The sequence below is a fragment of the Streptomyces bambusae genome, from assembly GCF_020532645.1.
GTDB lineage: Bacteria > Actinomycetota > Actinomycetes > Streptomycetales > Streptomycetaceae > Streptomyces > Streptomyces bambusae.
Map to the genome: position 1 here is coordinate 21,139 of NZ_JAJAUZ010000089.1, position 7,296 is coordinate 28,434.

Annotated in this window: 6 protein-coding genes and 2 pseudogenes; 6 read left to right on the top strand and 2 right to left on the bottom strand. The window is 71.6% G+C overall.

The window, feature by feature from the left end:
• Nucleotides 1-30: 30 nt before the first annotated feature.
• A complete protein-coding gene (locus LG634_RS34705) occupies nt 31-1,725 on the top strand; it encodes a hypothetical protein (protein WP_226740047.1) in 1,695 nt (564 codons plus the stop codon).
• Between the two features lie 145 nt (nt 1,726-1,870).
• Here the strand turns inward: LG634_RS34705 and LG634_RS34710 are convergent, their stop codons facing one another.
• Nucleotides 1,871-2,575: a ricin-type beta-trefoil lectin domain protein gene (locus LG634_RS34710; protein ID WP_226740049.1), complete on the bottom strand. Its 705-nt coding sequence runs from the start codon at nt 2,573-2,575 to the stop codon at nt 1,871-1,873.
• 326 nt (nt 2,576-2,901) lie between these two features.
• Between LG634_RS34710 and LG634_RS34715 the strand changes: the two genes are divergently transcribed.
• The 3 genes from LG634_RS34715 (at nt 2,902) to LG634_RS34725 (ending at nt 5,005) form a co-directional block, all read left to right on the top strand.
• A complete protein-coding gene (locus tag LG634_RS34715; protein WP_226740051.1) occupies nt 2,902-3,738 on the top strand; it encodes a helix-turn-helix domain-containing protein in 837 nt (278 codons plus the stop codon).
• Between the two features lie 83 nt (nt 3,739-3,821).
• Nucleotides 3,822-4,289: a cupin domain-containing protein gene (locus LG634_RS34720; RefSeq protein WP_226740052.1), complete on the top strand. Its 468-nt coding sequence runs from the start codon at nt 3,822-3,824 to the stop codon at nt 4,287-4,289.
• Nucleotides 4,286-5,005 carry an SGNH/GDSL hydrolase family protein gene (locus LG634_RS34725; RefSeq protein ID WP_226740054.1) on the top strand — a complete coding sequence of 240 codons (720 nt, stop codon included), beginning with the start codon at nt 4,286-4,288 and terminating at the stop codon, nt 5,003-5,005. Before LG634_RS34720 ends, LG634_RS34725 begins: the two co-directional genes overlap by 4 nt.
• A 149-nt stretch (nt 5,006-5,154) precedes the next feature.
• Here LG634_RS34725 and LG634_RS34730 read toward each other — a convergent pair whose 3' ends face one another.
• On the bottom strand, nt 5,155-6,006 hold the full coding sequence (locus tag LG634_RS34730; protein ID WP_226740056.1) for an NAD(P)H-binding protein: 852 nt from the start codon (nt 6,004-6,006) through the stop codon (nt 5,155-5,157).
• Between the two features lie 183 nt (nt 6,007-6,189).
• Here LG634_RS34730 and LG634_RS34735 point away from each other — a divergent pair.
• Together LG634_RS34735 and LG634_RS34740 are read left to right on the top strand one after the other, a co-directional pair.
• A pseudogene (locus LG634_RS34735) lies at nt 6,190-6,383 on the top strand (MerR family transcriptional regulator); the annotation flags it as partial.
• Nucleotides 6,384-7,085: 702 nt separating this feature from the next.
• Nucleotides 7,086-7,296: pseudogene (locus LG634_RS34740) on the top strand (hypothetical protein); the annotation flags it as partial.

The following is a 7,296-nucleotide window of genomic DNA, read 5'->3' on the forward strand; positions in this document are numbered from 1 at the left end:
GTGTTACGTGCCGTGGCGAACAGGCCCGTAGTGATCAACCTGAGTGGTCCTGTCGGCAGCGGGAAGTCGGCGATTCTCGCCGAACTCGGCACTGCTGTGGCCGTGGTGGACGACGTCCGCAGCGAGGACGATCTGGCGCGGCTCGCGCTCCCGGCCGCAGGGCCGGTCGTCGTGGCCAGCCGTCGTCCGCTGCCTTCGTACCGCACGTGGCGGCCGGGGGTCGAGGTGATACCCGTCGAAGCCGGGCCGTGGACGGATGAAGAGATCGGTCTCTTGGCCGACGGGTTCGGGGTCACTCATCCGCACCTGCGGGACGGCGTGCTGCGGCTCGCGGGCGGCAACGTACTGCTCGCCTCGGCTCTCTGCCGGGCCCTGCACGCTGGGCCGGGCGGCGTGCCGGGCGCTCTCGACGCCGCAGCCGACGCTGCGTCGCGCGAGGTGTGCGAGCGGCTCGGGGACGAGGCGGCCGGGATCGAGCGGGCGCTGCTGCTGGTCGCTGCCGTGGGGCAGTGCGACGCGGAGCTGCTCGTCCAACTCGGCGAAGACGTAGCGGTGTTCGACCGTCTTCGCGCGTGCAGCGTGGTCGTCCCGGACGCGCTCGGACTGGCCGTGGCCGAGCCGTTTCGCACCGTCTTCGACCAGGCCCTGCGCTGGCGCACCCCCGTGGCCTACCGCTCGGCGCGGACACTGGCCGCCGCGCACCACACGAGGCTGATACCCGCCGAGCACAGTGGCGCCGCTCGCGGCAGCCGGATGGCCGGATCGCTGTTCGCATCGTTGGACGGGCCGGTGCGACGGTTGTTCAGCCCGGTGACGGCGCCGGTGCACGTCCGTCTGGCCCGAGCCGACGATGCGTCCGACATCGGCCGGCTGGTGCGTGTGTGGGCGGAGCGCGGTGGCATGGACGTCCGGCGCTCCGAGCGGCTGCTCGGCCCGGTGCTGCACGCCGTGCCCGAAGGCGTGTACGTCGTGTGTGACCGGGAGGACCGACCGGTCGGACTCAGCAGCACCGCGCCGCTTCACGACCCGACCGTGGCGGTCCTCGAACCGCTGCTCCAGCAGCACACGGACGCCGCGTCCGGCGGTGGTCTCTTCATCGGACTCGCGGTGTACGAGGAGCGGCAGGAGGCGGCCCGGTCGGCGCTCTTCCGGCACCTGCTGTCCGCCGCCGTCGGCCTGGGCCGGCTGGTCACCTCGACGCCGTCCCCCGAGTACCAGGCGCTCTACGAGCACGTGGGGGTCCGCGTGCACGGGCAGCTCCGTCACGACGTGTACGGCGGGGGTTCCGCCTGCCGGGTGTACTCACAGGACTTCGCGGGCGAAGGCGGGGTGCCGCCCTGGCTGGAGCGGCTCAGGCTTCCGTCTGCGGCCCCGGTGCTGCCCGACGACTCGGCCTGGCTCAGCGGCCGCATCCGTGAGGCGCTGGACGCTCTGCACCGCCCGCAGCTGCTCGCCCGGAGCCCGCTGCTGCCCGTGGCCGGGGACCCGGCCGCACTGCGCGAACTCCTCGAGTACGGCGTGCAGCACCTGCTGAAGAGCACGGTCGCGACGGAGGCGGAAGCCGGGCGCATCCTGTCGCACTACTACGTGGAGCGGCGCGGCGGGCACGAGTTCATCGCGAACCGGCTGCACCTGAGCCGGGCCACGTACTTCCGCAGACTCAACCAGGGCCTGGCCCTGCTCGCCGCCGTCCTCCTCGCCAGGTGCAGACCGGTGACCAGCTGAGATCAGCAACACCGCCGGCGGCGGCCTCGTCCGGCAGGGCATCTGCGCATCTGCACGAGCGCATCACGGTTGTCTGGCGGCCAGCCGGCACAGAGGCACGGCCCCCGGCGGGGACCGGGGGCCGTTCTCACGGGTGTCCGTGGGTTCAGAGGCCGAGGGCCGAGCCGCGCCAGTTCTGGTACGGACGGGCGTCGGAGCAGTCCCAGATGACGAGGCGGGTGCTGAAGAGGGTGCTGGCCACGTCGACGCACTTGCCGGAGTGGACGCTGCGCAGCTTGCCTCCGGCCAGCAGCTCGAACTGCTGGTTGGCGGCGCCGTGGCAGGAGTTCAGGCCGAGGCGCGAGCCGTTGTCCGTCTTGGCGTACTGGACGTCCAGGCAGCGGCCCAGGGAGCGGATGGTCTTGTCGGGCGCCAGGACCCACATCTGGTTGTTGCCGCCGTGGCAGTTGTAGAGCTGGACGATGGCGCCGTCTTCGGTGCTGCTGTCCTTGACGTCCACGCACTTGCCGTTGGGCACGGCGACGATCGGGCCGGAGCCCGCGGGCGGCGGCGGGAAGCAGTGAATCTTCACGAGGGACTGGTACGTTTCGCCGCCCTGCGAGACAGGCACCGTGGGCCCCAGGGTGATGTGGCACAGAGAGGACGGGTACCCCTCCGCCGCGGCCCGCGCGTAGGCCGAGTTGACGGCTATCTGCTGGACGAGGTTGTACGGTCCCCAGCCGTCGCCGGTGAAGTACTTGTCCGTGGTGGGCAAGGTGGCTGCTGTGGCGGCCGTGGCGGCTGTGGGCATCACGAGCAAGGCCGCGATCACGGCCATGAGGGCCGCTGCGAGCGTGCGGGCCAACTTCATCGTCGGTTCCTTCCAGGGGCGGGCGCACATGAGGCGTACCTGACAAATGCCGTCCGGAAGGGGCGCTCCCTGTCCGGATCCGGCGGGCATGACGCTACCGACCGGACGGGCTGCCGCAGTCTCACGGCAGTCTCAACCCTCCTGCCCTGCAGGCAATCTCAGTGACCGCCGACCGGCAGCGGCGGCCGTCTCCCACGGACCCCGCCGCGATGCCAGCACAGCCCCGTACCGGCTCAACGCGACGCGCACCAGCCAGCACCCGCCGACGCCGCACACCCGTACCGACACCCCCTCCCGACAGGCAACGCCGTTCGTACACTGCGAGGGTGGAAGTCCATGAGGCCATCAGGAACTACGCACGTCCTGCGCCCGCCTTGCGGCGGTACGTCGGCTCGTATGCCGGTTTCGATCTTCGTGGGTTCCCGGCGGGGGTGCACTGCGGTCCGCCGGGCCGCTTGCTCACTGCGGTGATCAGTCTGTCCGGGCCTTTGGAGGTGGCGGCGGGCGTCGACGACGGGTCGCCGGTCACCCGGTTCGGCAGCGTGGCCGGCGGTCTGATGCGCCGGTCCGTCGCGATACACCACGACGGACGCCAGGAAGGCGTGCAGGTGTCGCTGACACCGCTCGGGGCCCGGGCCGTCTACGGCATGCCCGCCGCTGATCTCGCCAACCGGCTGGTCCCACTCGACGAGCTATTGGGAGCGCTCGGTGCCGAGCTGGTCGACCGGCTCCGCACCGCGACGACATGGGCCGCGCGGTTCGCCGCGCTGGACGAGTTGCTCCTGCGAGCCGTCAGCCGCAACGCCGGCGGCGACCCCGTGTCCCGGGTGCGCCCCGAGGTGGCCGAGGCCTGGCGCCGCCTCTCGGCCGCGCGGGGCCGCGTCCAGATCGGGAGGGTCGCCGCAGATCTGGGCTGGAGCCGCCGGTACCTCACCGAACGGTTTCGCGGTGAGGTGGGCCTGTCGCCGAAGACCTTCGCCCGGGTTCTGCGCTTCGAGCACGCGCACGAACTGGCCACCACGCACGACCCGCTTCCGTGGGCCGATGTGGCCACCGTCTCCGGCTACGCCGACCAGGCCCATCTCGTCCGGGAGTGGAGCGAGTTCACGGGCCGGTCGCCGACCGCATGGCGGCGCGGCGAAGTCCTGCTCGGGACCGGGTAGTCGCCGACCGGCCGCCCATCGCGTCGGTGTCTGTTCCCTTTCCTTCAAGACCACCCTGTTGCCGCCCTGTGACGATCGTCGGCATGAGACTCGTCCATCGCGAACCCAACGCCATCGACCTTCGAACCACCCCCGTGCACCTCGGGCTGGGGTCGAGAGCGAAACCCATCGAAGGCTTCGCCTGGGACCCGGAGGTGCTCCAGGCCTACAGCGCCGCGGTCGCGGCGGACGGCGCCGAGGGCCGAATGGTGACGATCTTCGACGGCGACGGCTTCGACGACCAGTGGGAGCGCCACCCCGCCGGCGACGAACTGGTCGTCTGCCTCAGCGGGTCGGTGACAGTCACCCGCGATGTGGACGGAGTGCCCCATCGGATTGTCCTCGGGCCGGGCGAGGCCACCGTCAATCCGGCCGGGACATGGCACGCGGTCGACATGGCAGGGCCGGCGTCCATCCTGACCATCACCGCCGGCCTCGGCACCGACCACCGTCCCCGGGCCGAGGACCGCCCGACCGAGCACGCCGGCACCTCCGGCCCGCGCACACCGTGACGACCCGTGTCGCGTGCCTCGGCGACAGCCTCACCCGCGGGCAACTCAGCGTCGACTACCTGGACCTTCTCGAAAGACGCCGGCCTCCCGGCGACGTACGGCTCGCACGCTTCGGCGTCAACGGGGACTTCGCCCACAACCTCTCACGGCGCCTCGATGCCGTCGTCGCAGACGCACCCGACGTGATCACCGTGCTGATCGGGACCAACGACGCCCGGGCGAGCCTCGCCGGCTACCCCGTCGAGCGGGCCATGAAGCGCAAGCAACTCCCCGAGCGCCCGTCGGCCGACTGGTTCCGGCAGTGCCTGGGAGCCGTCGTCGAACGGCTCCGAACGGAGACCGACGCGACGATCGCTCTGCTGTCCCTCCCGGTTCTCGGCCAACAGCTCGACGGAGCCGCGGCGCGGGCATCACAGGCGTACAGCCGTATGATCGCCGAGGTCGCCACCACCAACAAGGCGGCCTACCTCCCGCTCCACGAACGCCAGATCGAGGAACTACGCCGGGCGGACCCGCCGCCGATCCCCTACCGGGACCCGACGCCCGCGGCGAGCGTCGGTGTCGTCGTCCGGCGCACCCTGCTGCGCCGCAGCCTCGACACGATCTCACGGCGCCGGGGTCTCGTGCTCACGACCGACCACATCCATCAGAACAGCCGCGGCGCCGCCCTTGTCGCCGAGGTCATCGACGACTGGCTCCCGACCCGGAGCGCGTAGCCGGTTCGGGCGGTGGGTCTCCATTCCGCCCTCGCGCCAGGCACGGCGCCGGGGCTCCACCGGCCGCACTCCCACCCGCAGATCCTTCGCGGTCGCCGCCGTCATTTCACCAGCCGCGAACTGCTGGCCCGGCTTGAAGCCGGAGCCCTTCAGCGGAAGTCCGGCGCGTGTTCCTCCGCCCACTCCCGGAAGGAGCGGGCCGGGGTGCCCGTGATGCGCTGCACTTCGTCGTTGACCGGCTCCGGGTTCTCGAGCAGGTCGGCCTGGGCCGGGAACACGGCCTCCACCAGTTCTGCCGGGTAGCCTGCGGCCTTCATCTGCTCCATGGCCTCGTCCAATGCGATCTCCTCGAACCGCACCGGTCGACCGATCGCCTCGCCGATCAGGGCCACCTGCTGTTCCTGGGTGAGCAGTTCGGGGCCGGTGATCAGGGGGCGGGCGCCGAGCAGGGCGTCGGTCGTCACCGCCTGGACGGCGACCGCGGCGATGTCCGCTTCGTGGATCAGCGGACGGGCCAGCCTTGCCAGCGGCGCCCGTACCGCACCGGTGGTGCGGACCTGATCCGCCCAGCCCAGCGTGTTGCTCGCGAACCCGGTGGGCCGCAGCGCCGTCCACTCCAGGCCCGAAGCCTCGATCAGCCGCTCCAGCTCCGTGTGGAACATGGTGATCGCCTCCCCCGGCTTGTCGTTCGCGCTGCCCACCCCGGCGGATGACAGGTACACCACCCGTCGAGCGTGCTTCCCGATCGTGTCGATCACGTCCGAGGCGCCCTCGGCGCTCAGGAACGGCCACAGCAGGAAGACCGAATCGATGCCTTCCAGAGCCGTGGCCAGCGACGTGGGATCCCCGAGGTCGCCGCGTACCGCCTGGACGCCCTCCGGGAGGTACGCCTCACCTCGCACCAGCGCCCGCACGGGTACGCCCGCCGCATGCAGTCGGGCCACCACCGCGCCGCCGACTTTTCCCGTCGCGCCGGTCACCAGGATCCTGGGCTGTGTCATCGGAGTCTCCTCGTCTTGCCGTTCTTCGATGACATGACTGTCGTATGTCAACCAAGGTTGAGGTCAAGCGCCGGCCGGGGCAGTGCCGATGGCACGCCGGGATGCGGGCGGTGGGTGTGTTGCACATGCCGTAGCGGCATGTGGTGGTGTCGAGGGCACCACAGCACGAAAGGCCTTCCTGCCATGTACGCCCTCTCCGCCATGCCGCCCCGCGAGGTCAAGGTCGGCGATGCTGCCACCTTCGCCGGAACCACCCGCGCGCCATCCGTCACCACCACCAGATCGGTCTGCTGCCGGAGCCCGGGCGCGGCGGAGACGGGCGCCGCCGCTACGGCTACGACGACATGATCCGCCTCCTGTGGATCCGCAAGATGTCCGGGACCTTCAGAAGGTGCTCGCCGGCGGCCGGCCGGTGACTCCGCAGGCCCGTGCCGAAGCGATGGGCGCCACTACGCGACCGAGTCCGCCGCCGACCTCGCCTGAGGCAGTCGGCGGCCTGACCGGCGGAGAGCGCCGGATCGCACTCGACGTCGGGCTCGCCGTCACCGCGGCTGCGGCCGTCTGGCCGGCCACCAGGCGGTGATGGGGCGCGGCCCTGAGCCGGGGTGGCGGGGACCGGCAGCGGGTCAGGGACGCAGCAGTGCCGATTCGTGTTGACCGCCCCGGGCAGGCGGTGCTGGAGTCGGCGCGTGGACGGCATCCCCGCCAACCGGCGGCTCGGGAACCGGATCAGCAGCGCCTACCAGGATGCGCACGACCCACAGATCGGAGCCGCGCCCCGGCTGTGGGGCATGTATGCGGCGGGCTGAGCTGGGCGCCCCCTCATCTGGCCGTCCCGCGGGCCGCACCCGCCCTGCGCGACCCACCCGACTGGGCTCACCGCCGACCGGCGGAGCTGCTCTGGGTCACCCGCAAACCGTAGGGTCCGCCGCGCGCCGAAGCGTGAAAGCCGGTGCCGGGTTTCCCGGGACGCCCGCGGGACGGTGGGACACCGTGGGACGGCCGGGACACGCATCTGCGGCACGTACGTTCTGCCGCAAGGCGTCCTCGCCCGTCCCTCACGCCACAAGGAGATGTCCATGCCCGCGAAGCGCATACGCTCGGCCCTCACCGGTGCCGCCCTCGCCCTCGGAGTCCTCGCCGCCACCGCGTCACCGGCAGGAGCCGCCGGCCCGCCCACCACCTACGGGAACCTCTGCTACCAGGCTCACGTCCAGAACCTCGGCTGGCTGAACTGGCAGTGCGACGGGCAATGGGCGGGCACCAAGGGCAAGGCCCTCAACCTCGAAG